The sequence below is a fragment of the Alloprevotella sp. Lung230 genome, from assembly GCF_014385435.1.
GTDB lineage: Bacteria > Bacteroidota > Bacteroidia > Bacteroidales > Bacteroidaceae > Alloprevotella.
In genome coordinates, this window is the sequence record NZ_JACSUD010000010.1 from 25,830 (window position 1) to 51,505 (window position 25,676).

Annotated in this window: 20 protein-coding genes and 1 tRNA gene; 16 read left to right on the forward strand and 5 right to left on the reverse strand. The window is 55.5% G+C overall.

Annotated elements, in window-relative coordinates; genetic code table 11:
- Positions 1-17 precede the first annotated feature (17 nt).
- The 8 genes from H8527_RS06625 to speA all read left to right on the forward strand — a co-directional run bounded on the left by H8527_RS06625 (position 18) and on the right by speA (position 7,667).
- A tRNA-Glu gene (locus H8527_RS06625) sits at positions 18-89 on the forward strand.
- Positions 90-260: 171 nt separating this feature from the next.
- Entirely contained in the window at positions 261-515 is a 255-nt protein-coding gene (rpsT, locus tag H8527_RS06630; protein WP_187546690.1) for a 30S ribosomal protein S20, read from the forward strand.
- An 84-nt stretch (positions 516-599) separates the two neighbouring features.
- A complete protein-coding gene (locus tag H8527_RS06635) occupies positions 600-1,034 on the forward strand; it encodes a hypothetical protein (RefSeq protein ID WP_187546692.1) in 435 nt (144 codons plus the stop codon).
- A 25-nt stretch (positions 1,035-1,059) separates the two neighbouring features.
- Positions 1,060-2,106, forward strand: coding sequence for a Holliday junction branch migration DNA helicase RuvB (ruvB, locus tag H8527_RS06640; protein ID WP_187546694.1), 1,047 nt, complete (start codon positions 1,060-1,062; stop codon positions 2,104-2,106).
- A gap of 258 nt (positions 2,107-2,364) precedes the next feature.
- Entirely contained in the window at positions 2,365-2,784 is a 420-nt protein-coding gene (gene ybeY, locus H8527_RS06645; RefSeq protein ID WP_187546701.1) for an rRNA maturation RNase YbeY, read from the forward strand.
- Positions 2,785-2,867: 83 nt separating this feature from the next.
- Entirely contained in the window at positions 2,868-5,216 is a 2,349-nt protein-coding gene (topA, locus tag H8527_RS06650) for a type I DNA topoisomerase (RefSeq protein ID WP_187546703.1), read from the forward strand.
- A gap of 3 nt (positions 5,217-5,219) precedes the next feature.
- Positions 5,220-5,741, forward strand: a complete 522-nt coding sequence (locus H8527_RS06655) for a shikimate kinase (RefSeq protein WP_187546704.1) — start codon at positions 5,220-5,222, stop codon at positions 5,739-5,741.
- A 33-nt stretch (positions 5,742-5,774) separates the two neighbouring features.
- On the forward strand, positions 5,775-7,667 hold the full coding sequence (speA, locus tag H8527_RS06660; protein ID WP_187546706.1) for a biosynthetic arginine decarboxylase: 1,893 nt from the start codon (positions 5,775-5,777) through the stop codon (positions 7,665-7,667).
- A gap of 563 nt (positions 7,668-8,230) precedes the next feature.
- On the opposite strand, the gene H8527_RS06665 is transcribed toward speA, so the two are convergent.
- From H8527_RS06665 to recJ, 4 genes are read right to left on the reverse strand one after another with little or no spacing between them, the layout of a single operon-like run.
- Positions 8,231-8,608 (reverse strand): RidA family protein, encoded by a 378-nt coding sequence (locus H8527_RS06665; RefSeq protein ID WP_187546708.1) that lies wholly within the window; start codon positions 8,606-8,608, stop codon positions 8,231-8,233.
- Between the two features lie 26 nt (positions 8,609-8,634).
- Positions 8,635-9,867 (reverse strand): nucleoside recognition domain-containing protein, encoded by a 1,233-nt coding sequence (locus H8527_RS06670; protein ID WP_187546710.1) that lies wholly within the window; start codon positions 9,865-9,867, stop codon positions 8,635-8,637.
- A 46-nt stretch (positions 9,868-9,913) separates the two neighbouring features.
- Positions 9,914-11,947 (reverse strand): ATP-dependent DNA helicase RecQ, encoded by a 2,034-nt coding sequence (locus H8527_RS06675; RefSeq protein ID WP_187546711.1) that lies wholly within the window; start codon positions 11,945-11,947, stop codon positions 9,914-9,916.
- 26 nt (positions 11,948-11,973) lie between these two features.
- Positions 11,974-13,692 carry a single-stranded-DNA-specific exonuclease RecJ gene (gene recJ / locus H8527_RS06680; RefSeq protein WP_187546713.1) on the reverse strand — a complete coding sequence of 573 codons (1,719 nt, stop codon included), beginning with the start codon at positions 13,690-13,692 and terminating at the stop codon, positions 11,974-11,976.
- 393 nt (positions 13,693-14,085) lie between these two features.
- Here recJ and H8527_RS06685 point away from each other — a divergent pair, with 393 nt between their 5' ends.
- From H8527_RS06685 to H8527_RS06705, 5 genes are read left to right on the forward strand one after another with little or no spacing between them, the layout of a single operon-like run.
- Complete coding sequence (locus tag H8527_RS06685; protein WP_187546772.1) at positions 14,086-14,559, forward strand: T9SS C-terminal target domain-containing protein; 474 nt, start codon at positions 14,086-14,088, stop codon at positions 14,557-14,559.
- A complete protein-coding gene (locus H8527_RS06690) occupies positions 14,556-15,485 on the forward strand; it encodes a calycin-like domain-containing protein (protein ID WP_187546715.1) in 930 nt (309 codons plus the stop codon). The genes H8527_RS06685 and H8527_RS06690 overlap by 4 nt, the downstream gene beginning before the upstream one ends.
- A 24-nt stretch (positions 15,486-15,509) precedes the next feature.
- The gene (locus H8527_RS06695) at positions 15,510-16,310 is read left to right on the forward strand and encodes an HmuY family protein (protein ID WP_187546716.1); all 801 of its coding nucleotides are present in this window, start codon (positions 15,510-15,512) and stop codon (positions 16,308-16,310) included.
- Positions 16,310-18,277 (forward strand): TonB-dependent siderophore receptor, encoded by a 1,968-nt coding sequence (locus H8527_RS06700; RefSeq protein WP_187546718.1) that lies wholly within the window; start codon positions 16,310-16,312, stop codon positions 18,275-18,277. Before H8527_RS06695 ends, H8527_RS06700 begins: the two co-directional genes overlap by 1 nt.
- 3 nt (positions 18,278-18,280) lie before the next feature.
- Positions 18,281-19,177 carry a hypothetical protein gene (locus H8527_RS06705; RefSeq protein WP_187546720.1) on the forward strand — a complete coding sequence of 299 codons (897 nt, stop codon included), beginning with the start codon at positions 18,281-18,283 and terminating at the stop codon, positions 19,175-19,177.
- Between the two features lie 1,456 nt (positions 19,178-20,633).
- Here H8527_RS06705 and H8527_RS06710 read toward each other — a convergent pair.
- Positions 20,634-22,514, reverse strand: coding sequence for a DEAD/DEAH box helicase (locus H8527_RS06710; protein ID WP_187546722.1), 1,881 nt, complete (start codon positions 22,512-22,514; stop codon positions 20,634-20,636).
- A 353-nt stretch (positions 22,515-22,867) separates the two neighbouring features.
- Between H8527_RS06710 and H8527_RS06715 the strand changes: the two genes are divergently transcribed.
- Genes H8527_RS06715 through H8527_RS06725 form a run of 3 tightly spaced genes read left to right on the forward strand, consistent with a single transcriptional unit; the run spans position 22,868 to position 25,671 of the window.
- Positions 22,868-24,109 carry a peptidase U32 family protein gene (locus H8527_RS06715; RefSeq protein WP_187546724.1) on the forward strand — a complete coding sequence of 414 codons (1,242 nt, stop codon included), beginning with the start codon at positions 22,868-22,870 and terminating at the stop codon, positions 24,107-24,109.
- Entirely contained in the window at positions 24,093-24,722 is a 630-nt protein-coding gene (locus H8527_RS06720; RefSeq protein ID WP_187546725.1) for an HAD family phosphatase, read from the forward strand. The genes H8527_RS06715 and H8527_RS06720 overlap by 17 nt, the downstream gene beginning before the upstream one ends.
- The gene (locus H8527_RS06725; protein ID WP_187546727.1) at positions 24,709-25,671 is read left to right on the forward strand and encodes a bifunctional riboflavin kinase/FAD synthetase; all 963 of its coding nucleotides are present in this window, start codon (positions 24,709-24,711) and stop codon (positions 25,669-25,671) included. The genes H8527_RS06720 and H8527_RS06725 overlap by 14 nt, the downstream gene beginning before the upstream one ends.
- Positions 25,672-25,676: the final 5 nt, after the last annotated feature.

Sequence of the window (25,676 nt, forward strand, 5' to 3'; positions counted from 1 at the left end):
AATTCCTAAGCGCAAATGGTCCCTTCGTCTATCGGTTAGGACGAGAGATTTTCATTCTCTAAAGAGGAGTTCGACTCTCCTAGGGACTACTATTAAAAACGACACGCGGAGGGAGTTCGAAAGGATTCCCTTCCTTTATTTGAAAAAAGGCTACGTCCGAAGCAGTACCGTCGGGATGACGATCTAATTTCCTCCTGCTGAAGAGTGCCGGCAGTCAAATTCTATTCATTTTTCGTAACAACAAAAAAGTAAAGAATAAAATGGCAAATCACAAATCATCTGTAAAGAGAATTCGTCAGACCGCCACTCGTCGCTTGCACAACCGCTATTATGCCAAAACCATGCGCAACGCCGTTCGCAAGCTCCGCGCTACTACTGACAAAGCCGCTGCTGTTGAACTCCTGCCCAAAGTGCAGAAGATGCTCGACAAGCTCGCCAAGACCAACATCATTCACAAGAACAAAGCCGGCAACATCAAGTCGAGCCTTATGCTCCACATCAACAAGCTCGCTTAATCTTCTGGAATAGATAAGATACATCGGAGTCAAATCAACTGAGATTTGGCTCCGTTTTTTGAATAATACATTACTGCGCTCTTTATGAAACGCTTTTTCTTTGTGCTGATGGCTGCTCTCTTGGGGGGCGCTGTGAGCCTCGGGACGCTGGCTGTCGTGACGGCGTGCAGCAGCGAGGGGGACTCTCCTACGCCTGTGCCTGACGACGGCCTGAACTGGGTGAAAGCACCTGCGGGCTGCTACGAAGTGGAAATCAAGTACGAATGCGACTGTCGCGACGAGGTGCAGGCGGTTGTTACGGCAGTTCCCACCGGTCTGCCTGCAACGGAACAGCCCGCGCTGGGACGATGGATTTATTTCCGGAAGACACAGTTGGGCGTGGAGCGTCTGCCCATCGGTTCGAGGACGAAGCTGCGCCTGTTGCGCTATCGTGCGGTGAAGAACTACCACGCCACAGACCTCGCCCATGAGGATGAAGAAGAATTTGTGTGCGAAGCCGCCCAATGCGACCGCTCCTGAAATCTGATGAACAACGATGACAAAGATGAACGAAGATACTTTTGACATCCGCTCCGAACAGCGCACGCCGCCCGCCACCGAACGTGAATTTGAAAACGCCCTACGCCCCCTGTCGTTTGATGACTTTACGGGGCAGACGAAGGTGGTGGACAACCTCCGCGTCTTTGTCGAAGCGGCCAAACAGCGCGGTGAACCTCTCGACCACACCCTCCTTCACGGCCCTCCCGGCTTGGGAAAGACGACCCTCTCCAATATCATTGCCAACGAACTCGGAGTGGGCTTCAAGCTCACCTCCGGTCCGGTGCTCGACAAGCCCGGCGATTTGGCGGGATTGCTCACTTCGCTCGAAGCGAACGATGTGCTTTTCATCGACGAAATTCACCGCCTTTCCCCCGTTGTGGAGGAATATCTCTACTCGGCGATGGAGGACTACCGCATCGATATCATGATCGACAAAGGGCCGGCGGCTCGCTCCATCCAAATCGATCTCAACCCCTTCACCTTGGTGGGCGCCACCACGCGTAGCGGTCTGCTCACCGCACCGCTGCGGGCGCGCTTCGGCATCAACCTCCACCTGGAATACTACGACGCGCAAACGTTGCGCGAAATCGTGTTGCGCTCTGCCCACCTTTTGGCGGTGGGTATCGACCCGAAGGCTGCGGCCGAGATTGCCGGCCGCAGCCGTGGCACACCACGTATTGCTAACGCCCTGTTGCGCCGCGTGCGCGACTTTGCGCAAGTCAAAGGCAACGGAGCGATCGATCTGGAGATTGCCCGTTATGCCCTCGAAGCGCTCAATATCGACCGCTATGGGTTGGACGAGATTGACAACAAAATCCTTACCACCATCATCGATAAGTTTAAGGGCGGACCGGTGGGCGTGACCACCATTGCCACCGCCATTGGCGAAGATGCCGGTACGGTGGAGGAGGTGTACGAGCCTTTCCTTATCAAAGAAGGCTTCATCCGTCGCACTCCGCGTGGACGTGAGGTGACGGAACTGGCCTACCAGCATCTCGGCCGCACCCCTTTGCGGGAGATGACTTCGGCCGATGAACCGCTGCTTTTCTAAATCACCACACTTTAATCCTTTCAGCTCCTCTTGCTGATGAGTTCCTACTTTCTTTTTCCCCTCTTTCTCATCGGACTGCTGATGAAAATATACGACCGTGTCCGTTTTGAACGCCGCCGTAAGGGGGTGAAAACATCGGCGTATGTCAAACTGTACAGGGAGAACAATAATCTCTACCTCCTCCTGTTTCTAATTCTCGCGCTGAGGGCAGGAGGACAGGCTTGGGAGCAATTTTTCGGTCAATAATCTTCCCACACAATGATTACTTACAACAGTCTTTCCATCGCCCTGCCCAACATCGACCAAACTACCGTCACCGAGTGGATTGGACGCGTGGCAGAGAGTCATCAGCGGGTGGTGGGCGACATCAATTACGTGTTCTGCAACGACGAGGAAATCCTCGACGTCAACCGCCGCTACTTGCAGCACGACTACTATACCGATATCATCACCTTCGACTACGGACGAGGCAATGTCCTCTCGGGCGATCTCTACATCTCGCTCGACACCGTACGCTCCAATGCTGAACTGTTTGGAAAACCCTATGACGAGGAACTGCATCGTGTGCTCGTGCATGGTGTGCTCCACCTCGTGGGCATCAACGACAAAGGACCCGGCGAGCGCGAACTGATGGAAGCGGCGGAAGATGCTGCCTTGGCTTTGCGGACGGTAGAGTAAAGGCGTAGGATAACTTAAAAAAGAGATAAAACCTTTGGTGCTTTGCCTTGCGCTCCGTAATTTTGCACCCAAATCAGAGAACTATGCAGAAGAACTTAGTCATCGTGGAGAGCCCTGCCAAGGCCAAGACCATCGAGCGCTTTTTGGGCGACGATTTCAAGGTGATGTCCAGTTTTGGGCACATCCGCGACTTGAAGAAGAAAAACTTTGGAATCGACCTCGAGACGTTCCAGCCCGAATATGAAATTCCGACCGACAAGGCACGTGTGGTGAGCGAACTCCGCACCCAAGCCAAGAAGGCCAACACCATCTGGCTCGCCTCCGATGAAGACCGCGAGGGAGAAGCCATCTCGTGGCACCTGGCCGAAGTGCTCCAGCTCGATCCCGCCACGGCGCGCCGCATCGTGTTTCACGAAATCACCAAGCCTGCCATCCTCGAAGCCATCGCCCATCCTCGCACCATCGATCTCAATTTGGTCGATGCCCAGCAGGCACGCCGCGTGCTTGACCGCTTGGTGGGTTTCCGTCTATCGCCCGTGTTGTGGCGCAAGGTGCGTCCCAACCTCTCGGCCGGCCGTGTGCAGAGCGTGACGGTGCGCCTCATTGTGGAGCGCGAGCGCGAAATCGAAGCCTTCAAAAGTGAAAGTTCCTATCGCGTCGCGGGGCAGTTTGCCGTGCCCGATGACAACGGTCAAACCGCTACCCTCAAAGCCGAACTCAACCATCGCTTCGCCACCGCCGATGAGGCCGAATCCTTCTTGCAACACTGCCGCGAGGCCGCTTTCACCATCAGTGCCATCAGCACCAAGCCCACCAAGCGCACCCCCGCGCCCCCCTTTACCACCTCAACGCTCCAGCAGGAAGCCGCCCGCAAGTTCGGCTTCTCCGTTTCGGCCACCATGCGTGTGGCGCAGAGTCTCTACGAGTCAGGGCTCATCACCTACATGCGTACCGACTCGATGAACCTCTCCAAACTCTGCCTCGACACCGCGGCCCCCGTCATCGCCGAGCTCATGGGCGGCGACAACTACCACAAACGCCGCAACTACCACACCCACGCCAAGGGAGCGCAGGAAGCCCACGAGGCCATTCGGCCCACCGACATGTTCCGCACCACCATTGAGGGTACGCCCCAGGAGTGCCGCCTCTACGACCTCATCTGGAAGCGCACCATCGCCAGCCAGATGGCCGATGCACAGTTGGAGAAAACCACCGCCACCCTCGCCGTCAGCGGCAGCGACTACCATTTTGTGGCCACCGGCGAAGTGGTGAAGTTCGACGGTTTCTTGCGCGTCTATCGGGAGAGCTACGAAGACACCGGCGACACCGAGAGCGACGAAGGCCGTCTTCTGCCGCCCATGCACAAAGGGCAGGAACTGGCGCGCGAGGAAATCGTGGCGCAAGAGCGCTTTTCGCAAGCCCCCGCTCGCTACAGCGAAGCCTCCTTGGTGCACAAGCTCGAAGAGCTCGGCATCGGTCGCCCCTCCACCTACGCCCCCACCATCTCCACCATCCAGCAGCGCGAATATGTGCGCCGTGGTGAGAGCGAAGGCACACCCCGCCCCTACACCCTCCTCACCCTCAAAGCCGACCGCCTCACCAGCGAGACACGCACCGAAAACTACGGCAGCAACCGCGGCAAGATAGTGCCCACCGACACCGGCATCGTGGTGAACGACTTTCTCCTGCAAAACTTCCCCGAAATCATGGACTACCACTTCACTGCCAATGTGGAGCAGGATTTCGACCATGTGGCCGAGGGCGAAAAGAATTGGATCGACCTCATCCGCAACTTCTACGCTGAGTTCGACCCTCGCGTGGAGCAAGTGATGAACGAACACACCGAAACCCGCGTGGGCGAACGCCTCCTCGGCGACGACCCCAAGACCGGCAAGCCCGTGAGTGTCAAAATCGGCCGTTTCGGCCCGATGGTGCAGCTCGGTGCCGTCGATGACGAAGGCGAAAAGCCCCGCTTTGCCAAACTGCCGAAGGAACTCAGCATGAGCACCCTTACCCTCGAAGAGGCCCTCGACCTCTTCAAACTTCCCCGCATCGTTGGTGAGTTTGAAGGCACAGTTGTCAAAATCGGTGCCGGTCGCTTCGGTCCCTATGTGCAGCACGCCGGCAAATACGTGTCCATCCCCAAGGACGAAGACCCACTGGAGATTACTCTGGAGCGCGCCACAGCCCTCATCCTCGAAAAGCGCGAGGCCGAGGCCAAGACCCACTTGCGCTCCTTTGCCGAAGCCCCCGAACTCGAAGTGCGCTCCGGCCGTTTCGGTCCTTACATCAGTTATCAAGGCAAGAACTACAAAATCCCCAAGGCAAAAGCCGAAACCGCGGCCGACCTCACCCTCGAAGAGTGCCGCGCCATCATCGAAGCCGAAGCCAAAAAGCCCACAACCACGCGCCGACGGGCGGCCAAGAAGTAATTTATGAAGTGTATCGTTCTGATTGGATATATGTGCGTGGGCAAGACCACCATCGGCCGTGCCCTCGCCAAGCACTTGGGATGCACCTTCTACGACTTGGACTGGTACATCGAGGAGCGTTTCCGCAAGCGCGTTCCTCAAATCTTTGCCGAAGAGGGCGAGGCTCGCTTCCGCGACTTGGAGCGACGCATGCTCCACGAAGTGGCCGAGTTCGAGAACATCGTCTTGGCTTGTGGCGGCGGCACGCCCTGCTTCTTCGACAATATGGACTACATGAACAGCGTGGCCCACACCTTCTACCTCCAAGCCTCGCCCCACACCATCTGCGAACACTTGAAAATCAGCAAAGGCGAACGCCCCTTGCTCAAAGGCAAAACGCCGGAAGAATTAGACCTTTTCGTGCGAGAGCAACTGGCCGAACGCACGCCCCACTATCAGAAGGCACACCACACCATCAACGTCGACATCCTCGACTCCTACGAGAAGGTCGACGACGTCGTGCAGCTCATCCTACCCCATCTCTGATCCACCCCCTTTCATCCCCACCATCCCCGCACAATGAGAAAATGGCGAATTGAAGACTCCGAGGAGCTTTACAACATCAAAGGTTGGGGCGTCAACTATTTCGGCATCAACGAAAAAGGACACGCCTACGTCCGTCCACGCAAGGACAACACCCAAGTAGACCTCTACGAAGTGGTGCGCGAGCTGGCAGAGCGCGATGTCGCTGCGCCTGTCCTGCTGCGCTTCCCCGACATCCTCGACAACCGCATTGAGAAAACCGCGGCCTGCTTTGAGCGTGCCGAGAAGGAATACGAATACCAAGGCGAGCACTTCATCATCTATCCCATCAAGGTCAATCAGATGCGCCCTGTGGTGGAGGAAATCATCTCCCACGGCAAGAAGTACAACCTCGGTCTCGAATGCGGCTCGAAGCCCGAACTCCACGCGGTCTTGGCCACCAACATGGACACCGAATCGCTCATCATCTGCAACGGCCATAAGGACCAAAACTTCATCGAACTCGCCCTCTTGGCGCAGAAGATGGGCAAACGCGTCTTTCTCGTCATCGAGAAGCTCCCCGAACTGGACATCATTGCCCGTACGGCCGAAAAGATGGGCGTGCGCCCCAATTTGGGCATCCGCATCAAGCTCGCTTCCCGCTCCACAGGCAAATGGGAATCGTCCGGCGGCGATGCTTCTAAGTTTGGACTCAACAGTGCCGAACTCCTCGAAGCTCTCAACCGCCTCGAAACGATGGGTCTGCGCGACTGCGTGAAACTCATCCACTTCCACATCGGCAGCCAAATCCCCAAAATCCGCCTCATCTCGAGCGCCCTCCGCGAGATGGCGCAATACTATGTTCAGCTCCGCAAGATGGGTTTCGACATCGAGTTTGTCGACTGCGGCGGCGGTCTCGGTGTCGACTACGACGGCACGCGCTCGTCCAACTCCGAAAGTTCCGTCAACTACTCCGTGCAGGAGTATGTCAACGACATCGTCTACACCCTCGTTGAGGCGGCCAATAAGAACGAAATTCCGCACCCCAACATCATCACTGAGGGCGGACGCTCCCTCACCGCCCACCACTCCGTGCTGGTGCTCGAAGTGCTCGAAACCTCCGATGTGCCCCATATGCGTGAGGATTTCCATCCCTCCGAAGACGACCACAAACTCGTGCACGACCTCACCGACATTTGGGACAAACTCTCCACACGCTCCATGCTGGAGGACTGGCACGATGCCGAGGACATCCGCGAGGAGGCGCTCGACCTCTTCCGCCACGGACTGCTCGACCTCCGCACCCGTGCTCAAATCGAAAGCCTCTATTGGAGCATCTGTGCCGAAGTGGCCGAACTGGTGCATCACCTCAAGCACGCCCCCGACGAACTGCGCAAGCTCGACAAGATGATGTCGGAGAAATACTTCTGCAATTTCTCCCTCTTCCAGTCGCTACCCGACAGTTGGGCGCTCGACCAGCTGTTTCCGGTCATGCCTCTTCAGCGCCTTGACGATCGTCCCACGCGCAGCGCCACCATTCAGGACATCTCGTGCGACTCGGATGGCAAAATCTCCACCTACGTCAATCACAACCAGCAGACGGCCTACGTGCCGCTCCACACCTTCCGCCACGGTGAGAAGTATTACATCGGTGTCTTCCTCGTGGGCGCTTACCAAGAGATTTTGGGCAATATGCACAACCTCTTCGGCGACACCAACGCCGTGCACATCTCTGTGTCGCCCGACGGCTACACCATCGACAAGACCATCGACGGCGAAACGGTGGCCGATGTGCTGGAATACGTCCAGTATGACCCCAAGCGCTTGGTGCGCCGCCTGGAAAGTTGGGTGTCGAAAGCCATCGCCGAAGGCAAAATCACCATTGAGGAAGGCAAGGAGTTCATCTCCACCTATCGCGCCGGTCTCTATGGCTACACTTATCTCGAATAAATCTCCCTTAAAATTTTTCTGCCGGGCTGAACTTCTTGTCAAGAGGTTCAGCCCTTTTTTGTTCCCCCTGTTTGTATATAGATATCTCACCCTCCAAATCAGCCGGTGAGGCCCGACTTTAACTCAATTTTAACACTTCGTGCGGTGAGGGTGGAGAAGAGGGTATTTAGCTCAGAGGTAGTTTCACACAGCTGGGAGGTAGTTGATTTTAGCTCTGAGGTAGTTGTTTCGGGGAGGGTGGGAGGTAGAAATAGGGTCGGAGTTTTATAGTTTCTGGGCGATGTGGGAGGGATAGGATTTCCCCTTCGTCCTCTCGCGCGCATCACACTACAACATATCCTCGTTTTTTGCCTTCACTGCCTTCACCTTCCCCGATTTTGCTCGGCATTTGGGAGGGCGGAGTGAAAGCAGGTGAGGGCAGATCCATCAAAAAACCTTCACCTGCAAGATGAAGACAATCAGCGCTTTATCTTGTGGGTGAAGGAGTGAAAGCAAAAAACACGCACTATTGTAGGGGACGCGCACGCGCGCGTGAGGAGGATAGGGCGGAGGAAAGAGGGCGGTTAGCGAGCAGCGATGCACTCGATTTCGACGAGGGCGCCCTTGGGCAGTGTCTTCACCGCCACAGCCGAACGAGCCGGGAAGGGGGCTTTGAAGAAAGAGGCATACACCTCGTTCATGGCCGCGAAGTCGGCCATGTCGGCGAGGAAAACGGTGGTCTTCACCACATTGTCGAGCGTCAGTCCGGCTTCTGCCAAAATGTGCTGCATGTTGGTGAGCGACTGGGTGGTCAATTCGCGAATGCCGCCTTGGGCAAATTCGCCCGTAGCGGGATCGACAGGAAGTTGGCCACTGATGAAAAGCATGCCGCCGGCTTCGATGGCTTGCGAGTAGGGACCGATGGCAGCAGGTGCCTTTTCGGTAGAGATGGGAGTTTTCATAACGATGTATTGAAAAAGTAGATGATTTATCCGAAGAACAAATAGCAGATGCCGATGGCTGAAATCACGCCGGCCAAGTCGGCCAGCAGCCCTGCCGCCACGGCATGGCGCGTGTAGCGAATGCCCACGCTGCCGAAATAGACGGCGAGGATGTAGAACGTGGTGTCGGTAGACCCCTGGAAGATGCAGGAGAGTCGTCCCACGAAGGAGTCGGCGCCGTAGGTGGTCATGGCATCGACCATCAGACCGCGTGCACCCGATCCGGAGAGCGGTTTCATCAGTGCCGTGGGCAGCGCACCCACCCATTGGGCATCGTAGCCGGTGCGCGCCACCAGCCAAGTTGTGCCGTCAATCAGAGCGTCCATCGCTCCACTGGCGCGAAACACCCCGATGGCTACGAGAATGGCCACGAGATAGGGAATGATGCGCACCGCCGTTTCAAAACCGGTTTTTGCACCTTCGATGAAGGCCTCGTAGACATTGATTTTCTTCCGAAGTCCGGCGAGAATGAAAGCAATGATGATAGTGAACAAGAGCACATTGGCCGAGGTGATACCTACGCGGTTCATCATCACGCTGTCGAGCGAGGCAAATCCCCAAATGATGCCCGCTACTGCAAGCGAAACACCGCCCAATCCGAGGAGGAGGGTGCGGTTGAGGAGGTTGATGCGCTGAAACAAGGCGGTAACGATGATTCCGGCGAGCGTAGAGAAGAAAGTGGCCAGTAGGATGGGAATGAACACATCGGTGGGGTTGGCGGCTCCCTGCTGGGCGCGGTAGACCATAATCGAAACGGGAATGATGGTGAGTCCGCTCGTGTTGAGCACGAGAAACATGATCATAGCGTTGCTGGCCGTGTCTTTCCTCGGGTTGAGTGCCTGCAAGCCTTCCATGGCTTTGAGCCCGAGCGGCGTGGCGGCATTGTCCAGCCCAAGCATATTGGCCGCGATGTTCATAAAGATGTTTCCCACCACAGGATGTCCCTCGGGGATGTCGGGAAAGAGCCGCCGGAACACGGGCGAGAGCCACCGCGCCAGCACATGGACCACACCGCCCTTTTCTCCGATTTTCATGATGCCCATCCAAAGAGAGAGCACTCCCGTCAGTCCCAAGGAGATTTCAAAGGCCGTCTTGGCGGTGTCGAACGTGGAACTCATGATGGCAGGGAACACCTCGAAATCGCCGAAGACGATGAGGCGCACCACCGCAATGACGAACGCAATGACGAAAAAGGCTATCCAGATGTAGTTGAGTACCATAGGGTGACGGGAAGGGAGTAGAATGTAAGAAACTTAGGTTTGCTCATCAACATAGTGAAAACTGTCCGTGGCGGAAAGCAATCCGGCCGCTGTCGAGCAGTTGGTCGATGACTTCGCCGGCCAGCTCGGCATCGTTGTGGCGCAGGCCGAAGTCGGTGGCGGCATGAGGTGCACCATCGCCCAGTGTGTGGAGGATGATTTGCTCTATTTCGGCCGCGCTGTGGAGGTGGGTCGAGGCTTCGTCGCACACATCGCAATGGCCGCAAGGGTGGGCGGAGTGGTCGTCGAAGTATTCGAGCAACTGCACGCTGCGACAGGTGTCGCTGTCGGTGCAATAGCGGAGCATACTGTGGATGCGGTGTTCAAACTGCCGCAGGCGCTCCTCGTAGACTTCGGAGGAGAGGTGCAGGCGACCGGGTTCGATGCGGCGGCAGAGGTAGGTGATGTGCGCCACCGATTTGCGCGGAATGTAGTGGAGGATGCGGGCGCGGTTGAGGTCCATCAGGATGGGGTAGACCTCGTCTTCGGTGAGTCCGCAGGCTTTGCCCAAAAGGCTCTCGTCGATGAAGACATAGTCGGAAAAAAGACCGGAATACTGCCGCAGCAGGGCTGTGAGCACGGCTTCTGCGCGCTCGTTGTGGCTGTCGTAGTCGTAGAGGGCATCGCGCTGGGTGATCATCATCAAGCGCGAGCGAGTGTCCTCGGCATCGGTGTATTCGAGATAGCCGGCCCGCTGGAGGATGGTGAAGGCATTGACCACAACGACCGGAAAGTGATGGAAGACGCGGCAGAATTTGTCCAAATCAAATTCCAGCACTGCCCCTTCGCCATCGCCGGCCGCCATCTGGTAGTAGCACGCCACATCGTCGTAGATGGCATAGATGCGCTCCTTGGCCGGGAATGTCTGCGGGATGCGCTGGGCGAGCAGGCGGTGGTCGTGGGCGTTGTAGAGCAGGAGGGCGCGTGCCGGCCGGCCGTCGCGTCCTGCCCGACCGGCCTCTTGGAAGTAAGCCTCGATGGAATCGGGCAAATCGAGATGAACGACCAGTCGCACATCGGCCTTGTCGATGCCCATCCCAAAGGCATTGGTGGCCACCATCACGCGGGTGCGTCCCGTCTGCCACGCCTCTTGGCGCGCATCCTTGTCGGCAGCCGAGAGTCCGGCGTGGTAGTAGAGCGCTGAGATGCCCACGGACTCAAGGGTCAAAGCGGTGTCGCGCGTGCCGCTGCGCGAGCGGGTGTAGACAATGGCCGACCCTTCGGAAGTCTGGAGCAACTGCACCAAATCGCCGATTTTATCGTGGCTTTGGAGTACTTGGTAACTGATGTTGGGGCGTTCGAAGCTCATACGGAACACGCATTTTTCTCGAAACCCAAGTTGTTCCTGAATGTCATTGAGCACGGTGGGGGTGGCCGTTGCAGTGAGGGCGAGGATGGGCGTGCCGGGCAGTTCGGCGCGGAGGGCGCTCACTTGCAGGTAGGAGGGGCGGAAGTCGAACCCCCATTGCGAAATGCAGTGCGCCTCGTCGACCGTGATGAAACTCACCTGCATCTGGTGAAGTTTGACCAAGAATATCTCCGTGTGGATGCGTTCGGGCGAGAGGTAGAGAAACTTGTATTGTCCCAAGATGACATTGTCCAGTTCGCGGAGAATGTCGTTGCGCGACATGCCCGAGTGGATGGCCGTGGCCAAGATGCCCCTTTGACGCAGGTTGGCCACCTGGTCCTTCATCAAGGCGATGAGGGGCGTGATGACGAGGCACGTGCCCTCCATCATCAGGGCCGGCACCTGAAAGGTGATGCTTTTCCCACCGCCCGTGGGCATCAGTCCCACGGTGTCCCTTCCGCTCAGAATGCTCTCAATGATGTCGCGCTGGATGCCGCGGAAGTCCGGATGGCCCCAGTAGCGTTGCAGCACGGCGCGTGGGTCGTCCTCCGTCGCAGCGTTGAGCGGTACGTCGGGGAGCAGGGAGTCGCCGGTCGGCACATAGTCGGTCGGTATGGAAGAGGGAGCACCGATGAGTGATTGGAGCGTGGCGTCTTCCGGATAAACCGGGGCTTCTGGAGAGAAATCGGACATTTTTGAGCAAGAGGTAAGGGAGAAGATTATTCTCGCGGCCGGATGTCTTCGATTTGGAGTTGCACCTCACCGCGTTTGTGGGTGTTTTCTTCGATGGCGTAGCAGATGTCGAAAGCGCGGCGTGTCTTGATGTAGCGCGCCTGACTGCTTTGTCCGAAGGCGATGCCGTTGATGATGGTGTTCGACTTGTTGTCGACGAGTTCGAGTTTGATGTGCTCCTGTCCGCGCCCCACGACCTTCGAAGTGCCGTAGTCGTAGACGCGATGGGTGCAGAAACTGGGACGTTCGTTGCCGGGACCGAAGGGGGCGAAGCGCTTGAGTTGCTGGTAGAACTGAAAGTTGATGTCGCTGAAATCCAGCACCGCAGTGATGTCGAGGGTGGGCTGAGTTTGTTCGTCAAGGATGTGTTCGGCCACATAGGCTTCAAAGCGGCGTGTAAACTCAGGAACATTTTCCACTTTCAAAGTTAGTCCGGCAGCGTAGGTGTGTCCTCCAAAGTTTTCGAGCAAATCAGCACAACTCTGGATGGCTTTGTAGACGTCAAATCCCGTGACGGAGCGTGCCGATCCTGTGGCCATGTCGTCCGATCGGGTAAGCACCACCGCCGGGCGGTAGTATTGTTCTGTGACGCGCGAGGCCACGATGCCAATCACGCCCTTGTGCCACTCCTCGTTGTAGATGACGATGCCGCGGCGGTCTTCGAGTCCCGGCAGGTTCTTCACTTGTTCGGTGGCTTGTTCGGTCATCTGTTTGTCGAGGTCTTTGCGTGCCTCGTTGTGGAGGTTGATGTGTGAGGCGATTTCACGCGCTGTGGCGTAGTCCTTCTCCACCAACAGTTGCACCGCTTCTTTGCCGTTTTGCATCCGTCCAGAAGCGTTGATGCGCGGACCAATCTTGAAGACGATGTCGTTCATTGAGAGTTCGCGATCCGAGAGACCACACACTTCGATGATGGCTTGCAGACCGATGGAAGGGTTGGTGTTGAGACGGCGCAACCCATGATGGGCGAGGATGCGATTTTCGCCCATGATGGGCACAATGTCCGAGGCGATGGAGATGGCGCAGAGGTCGAGCAACTCGTGCAGGCGGTTGAACTCGATGCCGTTGCTGGCCGCAAACGCCTGCATAAACTTAAAGCCGACACCGCAACCTGAGAGGTGGGTGTAGGGATAGTGGTTGTCGCGCCGCTTCGAGTTGAGAATGGCCACGGCGGGAGGCAATTCTTCGTCCGGCACGTGGTGGTCGCAAATGATGAAATCGATGCCCAGTTCTTTGGCGTAGGCAATCTCTTCAACTGCCTTGATGCCGCAGTCGAGCACGATGATGAGGCGCACGCCACTTTCGGCCGCAAAATCCACCCCCTTTTTCGACACACCATATCCCTCCTCGTAGCGATCGGGGATGTAGTAGTCGATGTTGGGATAGTATTGACTGATGAACTTATAGACCAAAGCCACAGACGTCACGCCGTCCACATCGTAGTCGCCATAGACCATGATGCGCTCTTTCCGAAGAAGGGCGCGGTTGAGTCGTTCCACCGCTGCCTGCATGTCGTTCATGAGGAAGGGGTCGAGCAACTCTGTGAGCTGTGGGCGGAAGAAACGTCGGGCCTCACCGGCGGAAAAGATGCAGCGCTCACGCAACATTCGCCCAAAGACGGGGTGAATACCCAGTTCGTTGGCCAAATGGGTGGCTTCTGCGACTTCCTCGGCGGGTTGAGGTTCGTAGTTCCACTTGTAAATCATTGTATATCTTGTTTTTGTTATCGAGAGAGAGGGTTCCACTTCGTGCCGGATGAAGGACGAGGTAGAGTTCAGCAGGCTAAGATACGTTTTTTTTCTGAGATAAGAGGTGATTAAACGAATTTTGTGCCGCTGTTTTTTGTCGAACTCGCTGAGAGAGGGTAGAGACTTGATGCTGAATTTCTCGATGAAATCGCGCTTTTTTGAACTTCAGAAAGAAAAGTGCTGGGGAGACGGAGAGGATGGTCGGTGCAACATCGTGCGCCGGACGGCAATGCGGGATGCAAGGGAATTATATAAAATTGGTTGCTCAAAATCACCTGAATTGGGTATTGTTGCTTTTTAGAAAAAAACCGAACTTTGCAAACGAATTAAAACTTTTAATAAAACAGAATGATGAAATCTGTATTTCGTACAATCGTACTTGCAGGGCTGGCATGGATTGTCGGCTTGTCGGCCTATGCCGCCGACTACGTGAAAGTGAGCGAAAAGGGCGGAAAGGATACTTATTTCGCACTGTCGGACAAGCCGGAGGTGACATTCACTGCCGACCATCTCGTGCTGAAGACAGCGAAGGAAACCATCAACTACCCGCTGAGTGCACTGCTCACTTTTGAGTTTACCAATCGTCCGACGGGTATCAATGCCCTCGGCACGGAAGAAAGCCACGTTGTCTTCTCTTTCGAACAAACGCTCAAAGGACAAGGTTTGCAGCCGGGCAGCCGTGTCAGCGTTTACGCTGTGAGTGGGCAGACTGTCGCCTCGGCTGTGGTAGACGCCAATGGCGCGGTGGAAATTGCGCTCGATGGACAAACCGGCGTCTTTATTGTAAAAACATTAACGAAATCATTTAAGCTCATTAGAAAATGAAAAAGATATTTACTCTTCTTGTTGTTGCCCTTTTGGGGTTGAGCGTGCAAGCGCAAACTGTCACCATCACGAAGAAAGATGGTAGTGTGGTCACTTTCCAAGCCGGCGAAATCCGCAATATCCAGTTTGCTCCGAGTGCGGCAAAGCCCGACACCACCGTGATACGTGAATTGACCGGCTATCTGATGGTGACCAGTGGCTTCTTTCCCAGCACCTACTATGGTGATGCCGCCAAGATGAAGGTGATGATGGTCGAAAAACAGCAGTTGGTTCAGTTCTCCGACCCTATGTGGGGCACCGGCTTGTTCAACATCACGCTGACCAAAGGACAAATCTCCGGTTCCGGCAAACTCGCAGTGCCTAATCAGCATGGCGGCGGTGTGAAGGAATATGATGCCACGATGAGCGGAAAAATGACCGAAATCGCCATCTCCATCCCCACGCTGATGGGCGGAACCACCATTACTTGGCACAACGGAAAACCTGCACCTGCTGTTAAAATCGCCGGTAGCTATCAGGGTGATGACAAGATCAATGTGGGTGGGATGTTCCCCTACACTTCTGCCGACAAGGTGACTTACAAAGTAGAGGCCAATGCCGATGGCACCATCAATCTGGTTGTTCCCGAAGTGAAATACAACGGCACCGTGATGGGCGACCTCACCCTCGGCACCTACACCATCAAGAACATCCCCTACGACGAAACCCAAAAAGCCTTTGTGAAAGCCTATAAGGACGACAATATCAAGTTCCTTTTCACCATCGTGAAAGATGGCAACACCACACAGAAAGAATACACTTTCGACAAACCTCTTTGCAAGGTGATGGTTTCGAAAGATGACAAAGGGGTATTCGTGGTCAACAATACCTACCAGATGGGCGCTATGCCGATGCTCATCAACGGTACTTTCAAAAGCTCAAAGTAATTCTTGATGAATAGAAAATAAGATATGTGTCTTAAACATCTTATTGTGATTGCAAAAGCCGTTGTAGGTTGTGTCATCTTCTCAATGATGGCTGCCTGCAACGGCATTATGGATGGTATCTACGACCAACCGTCCGACCGTCCTGCGCTCGCGCAGGGGCAGCTCTATATCAATGCCACCAGTTGGCACAATTGGTACTATGTCGATTTCGACTCGTTGGCGCAATACATAGAAAAGGGCGACACGGAAGGGCTGATGAAGGCGCAAACCCATTTTACGGCCTATCCCATTCCCACGACCGCCGCTGCTTCTGCCCCTGCCGGAGCGACCACCGGACTTTATACCTATTGGTTTGACGTCTTCGGAAAAGGGCTCTCCAACAACGAGCAGCGCGGCTTTACCCCCACCGCTCCTCAACCCGAACCGCCCTCGTGGAGCATCGCCATCCACCGCAACAATGTGCGGACGAACGGCGGAGCAGTGCTCGCCACGCGCTACAAGTCGCTCAGCGAATTGCCGGCCGGCAGCAAAGAGTTCACCGGAGCCACGTTCGTGCCCGATGAGTGGAGCCAAAACGAAGTGTGGGCGGAGCAGTCGCAGATGTTGCAAGGCATCATTGGCTGCCAAGGCATCAAAATCAACAAAGTTTTGTCGTCGTGGCTGAAACTTGAGATTCCCCCCATGCCCCCCGCCTTCCGCCACAACTCACAGGTCTTCCTCATCCGCTTCCCGAATACCAAAGTAGCTGCTGTGCAGTTGGAAAACTACATGAACGCAGAAGGTACAAAATGCTGGCTGACCATCAACTATAAATACCCGTACTAATGACTATAAAGTACCCACTGTTATGGCTGGCGATTTGCAGCATCGGTACAGCATCGGCCGCCGAACCGCAGGACACTACTGCCTGGCGGGACGCGCAGCTCCACACCGTGGTCGTCACCGGGACGCGCACGCCCAAACTGTTGCTCAACTCGCCCGTATTGACCGAAGTCATCACGGCTTCGCAGATTGCCCAAGCCGATGCCACCAACCTGCAAGACCTGTTACAGCACATCCTACCGGGCGTGGAGTTCTCCTATGCCATGAACCAGCAGACGCACATGAACTTCGCCGGATTTGGCGGACAGAGCATGTTGGTGCTCGTCGATGGTGAGCGACTGGCGGGCGAAACGATGGACGATGTCGACTTCACGCGCCTCTCGATGGACAATGTCGATCATGTCGAAATCGTCAAAGGCGCTGCTTCGGCGCTTTATGGTTCCAATGCCAATGGAGGCGTCATCAATATCATCACCAAGGAGGCCGTGCAGCCTTTCGGGCTTAGTGTGAACGGCCGTATCGGACGACACAACGAACAGCGCTACGGACTCTCCTGGCAACAGGGCGGAGAGAAACTCACCAACCTTTTCAACGTGAGCCGCACCCGGATGGACAACTACGAGGTGAAAAGCGGCGACCATCCCGTGACGCGCGTCTTCTCCACCATCTACGGCGATGCCGTTTGGAATTTCAAAAATCAGTTGACCTATCGCTGCACCGACCGCTTCAAACTGACCGGACGTGCCGGCTACTTCTTCCGACAACTCACACGTACAGCCGATGCTCCGGAACGCTATCGCGACTTGAACGCGGGATTGAGAGGGCAGTGGGCCATCAGCGAAACCGACCATTTGGAGCTTTCCTACGCCTTTGACGAATACGACAAGTCCGACTATCAGAAGCGGATGCGTCTCGACATCCGCGACTACGCCAACGTGCAAAATTCCCTCCGCCTGCTCTACAGCCATAGTCTCGGAGACGATGTCCTCTTGATGGGAGCCGACTATCTGCACGACTACATCTTCAACGACAAACTGGTGGGGCGCACGCGCCGACAGGATGCTGTCGATGCCTTTGCCCAGTACGACTGGAACATCAACCACGCCTGGGAACTGGTGGGCGCATTGCGTTATGACTACTTCTCCAACCAATCCCTCTCCCACTTAACTCCCAAACTGAGCGTGCGCTACCGTCCCGTGCGGCGTCTGACCTTCCGCTTCGGTTACGGCATGGGATTTCGTGCACCGACGTTGAAAGAGAAATACTACAACTTCGACATGGCCGGCATTTGGACGGTCGACGGCAACCCCAACCTCAAGGCCGAGGTGAGTCACAACTTCAACCTTTCGGCCGAATACTTCCGGGGGCGCTATTGCTTCACCATGAGCGGCTACTACAACAATATCAACGACAAAATTGCCACCGGAGCGCCTTACTACAAGAACCCCTCGGACGTGATACCGCATCTGCCCTATCTCAACCTCGCCGACTATTCGGTGGTGGGCGGTGAATTCACTGCTCTGGCGCGTTGGAGCAACGGACTCAGCGCCCGCCTTTCCTATGCCCTCACCGATGAGCATCTGCCGCGCAATAAGAACAACGACCGGGTGAACAACCAATACATCCCTGCGCGCAAGCACTCTCTCTCGGCACAAGCCAATTGGGACCATCAGTTCGGCACTTCCTACGGACTGAACATCGGCATCAACGGACGCCTCCTTTCGAGTGTGGACAATGAAGAGTTTGTCGACTACTACGACATTTCCAAAGGAATCAACACCATCCACTATCCTGCTTACAGCATCTGGAAACTCTCCACGGTGCACCGTCTGGGCAAAGCCGTGAAACTCACCGTGACCCTCGACAATCTCCTCAACTACAAACCGAAATACTATTATCTGAACGCCCCGCTGACGGACGGACTCAACCTCCAAGTCGGTGCTTCTGTGGACCTTGATAACTTATTTTAGAACATGGAACAAACAAAGAAAACGAAGAAAAACTACTGGTTTAAGACCCTTATGTCTTTCCTGCTCGTGCTGCTCACCATGCCGCTCGGACACGCATTGATGATTCTCATGGAGCACTATCTCTCCTCCACCGCCCTGCACTATGCCGGTTTCCTCCTCGGATTTGTGGGCTTGATTATGGTCGTCATCGGTGTCTTTGCCAAAGGCGACACCCGACAGACCCTCTGGGGACTTTTCGGCGGCTTACTCTTCTGGACGGGATGGGTGGAATTCCTGTTCCAATACTATGCCAACCGCTACGGCGTGTTGCCCGAAATGGAAAACGGGGAGATAGTCACCAAACCGGAATACCTCATCATGCCCGCCACCTTCGGCATCTGGATGATGGTCATGCTGCTCTACATCTTCTGCACCCGCACCGGTTGCGACTTCATCAACTGGCTGCAGAAGAAGTTTTTCGCCGGACGTAAGTCGGAGATTGTGGCCCGCCCCATGACCCGCCACACCTCCATCGTCACCTTCATGGAGCTGAACATGATGCTCTGGACGCTCTATCTGGTACTGATGTTCTGCTACGACAAGAATTTCCTTGGCGACCACCATCCCGTCACTGCCATCGTGGGCGTGGTTTGCTTCATCGGTTCGATATTCATGTTCCGCAACCAACTGAAATTGTCCGGCTGGGGCGCCAACATCCGTATGGCCATTGCCACGGTCATCATCTTCTGGACGCCGGTCGAAATCCTCGGCCGTCTCAACTTCTTCCAAGAAATTTGGACCGAGCCGCTCCAATACGTGCCTCAAATGGTGACGGTGCTCATCGCCTTTATCGTTGTGGCCGTCTATTTGTGGGTGAATGCCTCCAAGCAACGCCCCAAGACTCCGCGTGCCGGTGAATGATCCCCCTCGCCTACGGCTATTGGGAGAAGCCCCCTTTGGGGACTCCATGCGGCGTATGGGCGTTGGTTTCGTTGACATTGTCCCTCCGTGTTGTATGGACGCTTTGCCAAACGCAATTCTGTCTAATGACCGATTTGGGATTATGTTTCCTCGACATCGTCCCTCTGTGTCGTAGGGGTATGTCATCTTTGAACCGCGTGTGGGCTGCAGCGTCCCCGGAGGGGGCGAATCTGAATAGCCGTAGGCGAGGAGAGCTTGCCCGACGAACCTACGGGCCGTCCAATACCGAAAGGAACGCCCCCGAAGGGGACGCCCATCGGCAGAAACACAACTGCCGGTTTTGGTCAACCGATATTCGCCCCCTTCGGGGACGCACGGCCCTGCACGATCGCGTTCCGTAGGTTCGTCGTCCTTCGTCCTCCTCGTCTACGGCTATTGGTAGAAGCCCCCTTTGGGGACTCTATGCGGCGTATGGGCGTTGGTTTCGTTGACATTGTCCCTCTGTGTTGTATGGACGCTTTGCCAAACGCAATTCTGTCTAATGACCGATTTGGGATTATGTTCCCTCGACATTGTCCCTCTGTATCGTAGGGGTATGTCATCTTTGAACCGCGTGTGGGCTGCAGCGTCCCCGGAGGGGGCGAATCTGAATAGCCGTAGGTGAGGAGAGCTTGCCCGACGAACCTACGGGCCGTCCAATACCGAAAGGAACGCCCCCGAAGGGGACGCCCATCGGCAGAAACACAACTGCCGGTTTTGGTCAACCGATATTCGCCCCCTTCGGGGACGCACGGCCCTGCACGATCGTGTTCCGTAGGTTCGTCGTCCTTCGTCCTCCTCGTCTACGGCTATTGGTAGAAGCCCCCTTTGGGGACTCTATGTGGCGTATGGGCGTTGGTTTCGTTGACATTGTCCCTCTGTGTTGTATGGACGCTTTGCCAAACGCAATTCCGTCTAATGACCGATTTGAGATTAATTTCGACCACCTACTTAGGAAAAAGAAAAATCTACCTCAGAGCTAAATTTACGCAGCTCTGAGGTAGATTTTTTTAGGTCTGATGTAGTTTCGGCGGCAACCTGACAAAACTGACTCGTGCGAGGTCGAACGCGAGGGAAGGGCCTTTCGCTGTCGTCGGTGCCATCATCGTTCTTCGCGCGCGTATGCGCGTATACTACACTATAAGTCTTGCTTTTTGCCTTCATTGCCTTCACCGCTGCCCTTATATGTCTTGAAGTCAGGTAGATAGGGGTGAAGGCAAGGGAGTGACTTCGAGGGAGGCCTTCACCGCGAGAAAATCTCATGGGTGAAAGTGAGTGAAGGCAGGACAGAGACTTTGCCTTCACCGGAAAGATGCAGACTGTCAGTGAGTTGCCCCTATGGGTGAAGGATTGAAGGCAAAAAATACAGCCTATTGTAGAGGACGCGTGCGCGAGGGTAGAGTAGGGGCGTGGTCGGCTATTCGAAGAATTTGCGCCAGTCGCTCTTGTCGTATTTCTTGCCGTGTGGAGCGTCGGATGTGTCGTCGTGGGTGCGCTTTGCCTTCTTGCCTTTTTTGCCGGTCGGGGCAAAGGTGTTGGCAGCGAAATCTTGTCCCTTCCTGCCGTAGTTGCGCTCGCCCTCATAGCGGCGTGAGCGGCGTTCGTGAGGGGTGGGAGCAGCATTGCCTTCGGCACGGTCGGCCCAGTCTACCACCACGCGGCGCTCGCCCACCTTGGCTTTGGCCATCTTCTGGATGACAAATCGGGCATCGTCCTCGGGTACTTCAAAGAAGGAGCAGTTGGTGAGCAAATCGATGCGGCCGATTTCGACCTTACCCTTGACGTAGCGATTGACGAGGTTGATGATTTCGCGGGCAAAGAAGTTGTCGCGCTTACCGAAGTTGAGGAAAAGACGCTTGTAGCCTTCTTCGGCTACGTGCTCGCCCTTGGCGTTGCGGTCGCGGCGGGCTTCACGCTCAGCACTTTTGGCATCGTGGCGTTCGGGACGCTCGGCAGGTTGCTCGATTTCGGGCGCATTGGCGTAGTAGTTGAGGAATCGGCCGAACTCGCTTTGCACCAAACGCTTGATGAGGTCTTCCTTAGAGAGCCATTCGAGTTTGTGCATCACTTCGGGGAGGAAGGGAGCAATCTGCTCTTCGTCCACCTCCACGTGTTCGAGTTCATCAACGACTTTGTAGAGCTGCTTGGTGCAAATCTCCTTCGGGTCGGGAAGCGTGCCTTTTTCAAACTTCTTTCCAATCACCTTTTCGATGGTACGCACCTTGCCGCGTTCGCGCAGGTGGATGATGGAAATCGATGTACCGCGCTTTCCGGCGCGTCCCGTACGGCCGGAGCGGTGGGTGTAGTTTTCCACATCGTCGGGCAGTCCGTAGTTGATCACGTGGGTGAGTTCATCGACATCAAGCCCGCGTGCCGCCACGTCGGTGGCCACGAGGAGCTGTGTGCGGTGTTGGCGAAACTTCTGCATGGTCAGGTCGCGCTGTGCCTGTGCCAAATCGCCGTGGAGCGCTTCGGCGCTGTAGCCGTCACGGATGAGGTGGTCGGCCACCTCTTGGGTTTCCAGACGGGTGCGGCAGAAGATGATGGCGTAGATGCGCGGGTAGTAATCGACCATACGCTTGAGGGCGGCATACTTGTCCTGCGCCTTCACCATGTAGTAGATGTGGTTCACGTGCTCTGCGCCTTCGTTGCGGCTGCCCACCACGATTTCTTGGTAGTCGTGGAGGTAACTTTTGGCGATGCGCTCAATCTCAGGCCCCATGGTGGCGGAGAAGAGCAGTGTTTGGCGGTTGTCGGGGATGCCGGCCAGGATTTCGTCGATGCTGTCGGTGAAGCCCATATTGAGCATTTCGTCCGCCTCGTCGAGCACGATGTTGCGCACGGTTTCAAGATGTGCCACCCCGCGATTCATCAAGTCGATGAGGCGGCCGGGCGTGGCCACGATGACTTGACACCCCTTGCGGAGTTGACGGATTTGGCCGTCGATGGAAGTTCCACCGTAGACGGCCACGATGTGGAGCCCGTCCATATAGCGGCTGTAATCCTTGAGATCGTCGGCAATTTGCAGACAAAGTTCGCGCGTGGGGCTGAGAATGACCAGCTGCGTGTCGCGTGTCGTGGTGTCGATGTTTTGCAGCGTGGGCAGACCGTAAGCGGCTGTTTTGCCCGTTCCCGTCTGAGCGAGTGCAATGACATCGCGTTGGGGGTCGGTCGAGTCGGGGTTGTGGAGCAGGCAGGGGATGACCGCCTCCTGCACCGGAGTGGGGGCTTCGTAGCCCATTTCGCTGATGGCGGAAAGGATTTCGTCCTTCACGCCCAGTTCGGCAAATGTTTTCAAGAAAAAATGATGTGTTAGTGAGAAGCGCAAACCGGCCTCTCGGGGTGTAGTGCAAACAAAATCGTGTGTTTTAGGGACGTCGCTGCCTTAAAGCACGCAGGGTTTGCAAAAAAAATGAACAGGGCGAACAATGAAACCAGAACCCGACCAGCCATAACGTCTTGTTCGCCGTCCATTGCGCGCTTACGAACGGCAAAGGTAGGTATTTTTCGCGGTTGTGCTGTCACAAAAGGGAAATAAAAGTCATAGTGGAGTTGATTATTTCCAAAGAAAGATGCTAAAAGCTACAAATTAGTAGGTCTACATGGAAATAATCCGCTAACTTTGCATCTTAAAACTATTTTCTTCTGACCATGCAATATGAAATCATGGCGCCGGTCGGGTCGCGTGAATCGCTCGCTGCGGCCCTCCGTGCCGGAGCCGACTCTATCTATTTCGGCATCGAGTCGCTCAATATGCGTGCGCACTCGGCCAGCCGATTTTCCATCAATGACTTGCGCGAGATTGCTGCGCTCTGCGAGGAGCACGGCGTGAAGAGCTACTTGACGGTCAACACCATCATCTACGGTGAAGATCTCGACATGATGCGCACCATCTGCGATGCAGCCAAAGCCGCCCGTATTTCAGCCGTTATTGCGGCTGACGTAGCTGTGTTGAGTTATTGCCACAGCATCGGGCAGGAAATCCATCTCTCCACACAACTCAACATCTCCAACGAGGAGGCGCTGCGCTTTTACGCCAACTTTGCCGATGTGGTCGTCTTGGCACGCGAACTCAACCTCGAGCAGGTGCGCGACATTGCCGACTTTATCGACCGCGAAAACATCTGCGGCCCTTCGGGCGAAAAGATTCGCATCGAAATGTTCTGTCATGGCGCGCTCTGTATGGCGGTGAGCGGCAAATGCTACCTCTCGCTCGACAATCAAGGGTCGTCGGCCAATCGCGGTGCCTGCATGCAGCAGTGCCGCCGAAAATATGTGGTGACGGACAAGGAAACCGGCACCGAACTGGAAGTGGACAACGAATACATCATGAGCGCCAAAGACCTCAAAACCATCGGTTTCATCGACCGAATGATGAAAGCCGGTGTTTCGGTCTTTAAGATTGAAGGTCGTGCACGCTCTGCCGAATATGTCTACACTGTGGTGCGGTGCTACAAGGAAGCGGTGCAGGCCGTGCAGGAAGGCACTTTCACTCCTGAGAAGGTGGAAGATTGGAACCAACGTCTTTCCACCGTGTTCAATCGCGGATTTTGGGATGGTTATTACCAAGGACAGAAGATGGGCGAATGGTCCAAAAGCCACGGTTCCATCGCTACGGAGAAGAAGGTCTATGTCGGTAAAGGTATCAAGTATTTCTCCAAACTCGGCGTGGCAGAATTTCTCATCGAAGCCTCTACCCTCCATGTGGGCGATCGCTTGGTGATTATCGGTCCGACAACCGGTGCTATGTATCTTGACGCTACGGAAATCCACGGCGATAACGGCGCTGTGGAGGTGGGCGAAAAGGGCATGTACGTTTCTGTGCCTGTGCCCGACAAAGTGCGCCCCAGCGACAAACTCTACAAACTCGTGAAAAATGAAACTGCTCTTTGATTTTGGCGGAGTCATCGTCGATTTGAAGAAGGAAGCGTGCATTGCGGCTTTCGACCGCCTCGGCTTTGACATTCGTCCCTATCTCGGCACCTACGTCCAAGGTGGTGTGTTTGCCTCGCTCGAGCGCGGACAGATTTCTCTTTCGGAATTTTGCCACGAGATTAGAAAGATAGCGCAACAACCCGACCTTACCGATGCACAAATCGTAGCGGCTTGGGAAGCCTATTTGGTGGGTATTCCCGAAGATTGTCTGCAACTGTTGCTCAACATTCATCAGCATTATTACACTTGTGTGCTCTCCAATACGAATGTGGTGCATTGGCAACAGGGGTTGCGCAACCTCTTCTCGTGGAAAGGACACACCATCGGCGATTATTTCGACCAAACGTTTCTCTCTTACGAACTCCAACTGCTCAAACCCGAGCCTGCCATCTTTGAAGCGGTGGTAGATCGAATGGGCGGAAAAGCCGATGAAATCATATTCTTTGACGACTCGGAGGCCAATTGTACCGCAGCGCGCGCTTGTGGTTTGCAGGCCGTATTAGCCCCCGAACACGGCGCTTGGATGCCGCTGTTTGATGCCAACGGAAAGTTACGCTATGACAGACTATGAGGTAATTCCGCTCCAATCCACTCCACAGCCCCGCCGTTACGCCGCCACCATCGGTTTTTTTGACGGCGTCCATTTGGGGCATCGCTACGTCCTGGAGCAGTTGCGGGAGGAGGCCGCCCAACGGCGATTGGGGACGATGGTCGTCACCTTCGATGAGCACCCCCAGCGAGTGCTGGGGCGTTCAGATGCACCGGCATTGCTCACCGACAACACCGAAAAGCTTTCGCTCTTGGCCGATTGCGGTATAGATGCGTGTGTGCTGTTGCATTTCACGCCCACGATGGCCCATCTTTCAGCAGCCGAATTTATGCGTGAGTATCTCCACAATGTGCTGCCTGTCGATGCGCTCCTCATAGGTTATGACCACCACTTTGGGCAGCCGATGTCGGGCGAAGGTTTTGCACAATACGTGACTTATGGCGCACAAAATGGAATAGAAGTATTGCCGGCGCACGCCTATGCGCCTGATACGGCCGTTTCCGATGCTCTTCGCTATTCTTCTTCGACGGTTCGGAAGCTGTTGCAGCAAGGCGAGGTACAGCGTGCATCGGTCGTTTTGGGACGTCCGTATCAGTTGGAGGGTCGCGTGACGCAAGGCCGACAAAATGGGCGGAAATTAGGTTTCCCTACCGCAAACCTCTCACCCACGAACGCACAGAAACTCATCCCTCGCAGTGGCGTTTATGCCACTCGTGTCGTGATGGACGGGAGGATGTTTCCTGCAATGACGAATGTCGGCACACGTCCTACCCTCAACAATGGTCGGGATGTCACGATCGAAACGCACATCTTCGATTTCGAGGGCGACCTTTATGGGCAACTGCTTACGCTGCAGTTTGTCGATCGCTTGCGAGATGAACAGCGTTTTGAAACCCTTGCGGCACTCGTCCACCAGTTGAACGTAGATGCCCGGCAGGCACGTCGGTTGCTCGCGGCAGTGCACGTATGATTTAG

What these genes read in the sequence shown, in the direction of transcription:
- H8527_RS06690 (WP_187546715.1), top strand. Translation starts at nt 14,556, where the DNA reads ATGAAAAAGATATTTACTCTTCTTGTTGTTGCCCTTTTGGGGTTGAGC.
- H8527_RS06715 (WP_187546724.1), top strand. Translation starts at nt 22,868, where the DNA reads ATGCAATATGAAATCATGGCGCCGGTCGGGTCGCGTGAATCGCTCGCT.
- H8527_RS06685 (WP_187546772.1), top strand. Translation starts at nt 14,086, where the DNA reads ATGAAATCTGTATTTCGTACAATCGTACTTGCAGGGCTGGCATGGATT.
- recJ (WP_187546713.1), bottom strand. Translation starts at nt 13,692, where the DNA reads ATGATTTACAAGTGGAACTACGAACCTCAACCCGCCGAGGAAGTCGCA.
- H8527_RS06720 (WP_187546725.1), top strand. Translation starts at nt 24,093, where the DNA reads ATGAAACTGCTCTTTGATTTTGGCGGAGTCATCGTCGATTTGAAGAAG.
- H8527_RS06725 (WP_187546727.1), top strand. Translation starts at nt 24,709, where the DNA reads ATGACAGACTATGAGGTAATTCCGCTCCAATCCACTCCACAGCCCCGC.
- H8527_RS06705 (WP_187546720.1), top strand. Translation starts at nt 18,281, where the DNA reads ATGGAACAAACAAAGAAAACGAAGAAAAACTACTGGTTTAAGACCCTT.
- H8527_RS06635 (WP_187546692.1), top strand. Translation starts at nt 600, where the DNA reads ATGAAACGCTTTTTCTTTGTGCTGATGGCTGCTCTCTTGGGGGGCGCT.
- H8527_RS06655 (WP_187546704.1), top strand. Translation starts at nt 5,220, where the DNA reads ATGAAGTGTATCGTTCTGATTGGATATATGTGCGTGGGCAAGACCACC.
- H8527_RS06695 (WP_187546716.1), top strand. Translation starts at nt 15,510, where the DNA reads ATGTGTCTTAAACATCTTATTGTGATTGCAAAAGCCGTTGTAGGTTGT.
- ruvB (WP_187546694.1), top strand. Translation starts at nt 1,060, where the DNA reads ATGAACGAAGATACTTTTGACATCCGCTCCGAACAGCGCACGCCGCCC.
- H8527_RS06675 (WP_187546711.1), bottom strand. Translation starts at nt 11,947, where the DNA reads ATGTCCGATTTCTCTCCAGAAGCCCCGGTTTATCCGGAAGACGCCACG.
- speA (WP_187546706.1), top strand. Translation starts at nt 5,775, where the DNA reads ATGAGAAAATGGCGAATTGAAGACTCCGAGGAGCTTTACAACATCAAA.
- rpsT (WP_187546690.1), top strand. Translation starts at nt 261, where the DNA reads ATGGCAAATCACAAATCATCTGTAAAGAGAATTCGTCAGACCGCCACT.
- topA (WP_187546703.1), top strand. Translation starts at nt 2,868, where the DNA reads ATGCAGAAGAACTTAGTCATCGTGGAGAGCCCTGCCAAGGCCAAGACC.
- ybeY (WP_187546701.1), top strand. Translation starts at nt 2,365, where the DNA reads ATGATTACTTACAACAGTCTTTCCATCGCCCTGCCCAACATCGACCAA.
- H8527_RS06665 (WP_187546708.1), bottom strand. Translation starts at nt 8,608, where the DNA reads ATGAAAACTCCCATCTCTACCGAAAAGGCACCTGCTGCCATCGGTCCC.
- H8527_RS06700 (WP_187546718.1), top strand. Translation starts at nt 16,310, where the DNA reads ATGACTATAAAGTACCCACTGTTATGGCTGGCGATTTGCAGCATCGGT.
- H8527_RS06670 (WP_187546710.1), bottom strand. Translation starts at nt 9,867, where the DNA reads ATGGTACTCAACTACATCTGGATAGCCTTTTTCGTCATTGCGTTCGTC.